Source organism: Candidatus Symbiopectobacterium sp. NZEC135 (genome assembly GCF_025962695.1).
Window position 1 is genome coordinate 1 of sequence record NZ_JAGFPF010001444.1, and the last position, 542, is coordinate 542.

Here is a 542-nt window from a genome sequence, read left to right on the forward strand (position 1 = left end):
TTTTGAGAGTAATGAATCTTACAGCGGGCTTACGGCCGCTGAAGTCTATCAGCGTATTCAAGAGTTGCTCGGCAAGGAAAACGGAAGCGACGTGTAATATCCATGACGGCTCAGGGCCCGCGCTGATATCTGCCTTGTCCGCGCGGGCTGCCGTATAACGTGATGCGGTTAATCCTGTGCGTGACAGCAGGGGCACATATGCACCTCAGCGGCGCTGATTGCCGTGACGCCCGCACAATCCCACTCTACGCGCACCGCTTGTCCTTCAGGGAGTGAATGGTGCAGGTATTTGCTTACCGCGTCCTCGGTCATTCCCGTTATCTGTTCCGTTGCCAGTAGCGTATCCCCTACATAGACGCGTGCCACCGCATGAGCCGGTTTTTTTTCATCACCTTGTAGCTGATACAGATGATTCACCGTTAATTTGATACTCGCCATCACGCGCCTTCCTGAGGGCTGGCGGTATCGTCATCCAGGCTGGGGTAATCGGTGTAGCCTGTTCGATCGCTGGTTTAAATCGTTTGTGCGTTCAACGGATTGGG

At 54.2% G+C, this 542-nt stretch carries 1 protein-coding gene; it reads right to left on the bottom strand.

The window, feature by feature from the left end:
• Positions 1-168 precede the first annotated feature (168 nt).
• Entirely contained in the window at positions 169-438 is a 270-nt protein-coding gene (locus tag J5224_RS34745; protein ID WP_264629357.1) for a hypothetical protein, read from the bottom strand.
• Positions 439-542 lie beyond the last annotated feature (104 nt).

Excerpts from the sequence above, each read along its gene's own strand:
- J5224_RS34745 (WP_264629357.1), bottom strand. The coding sequence starts at position 438 with ATGGCGAGTATCAAATTAACGGTGAATCATCTGTATCAGCTACAAGGT.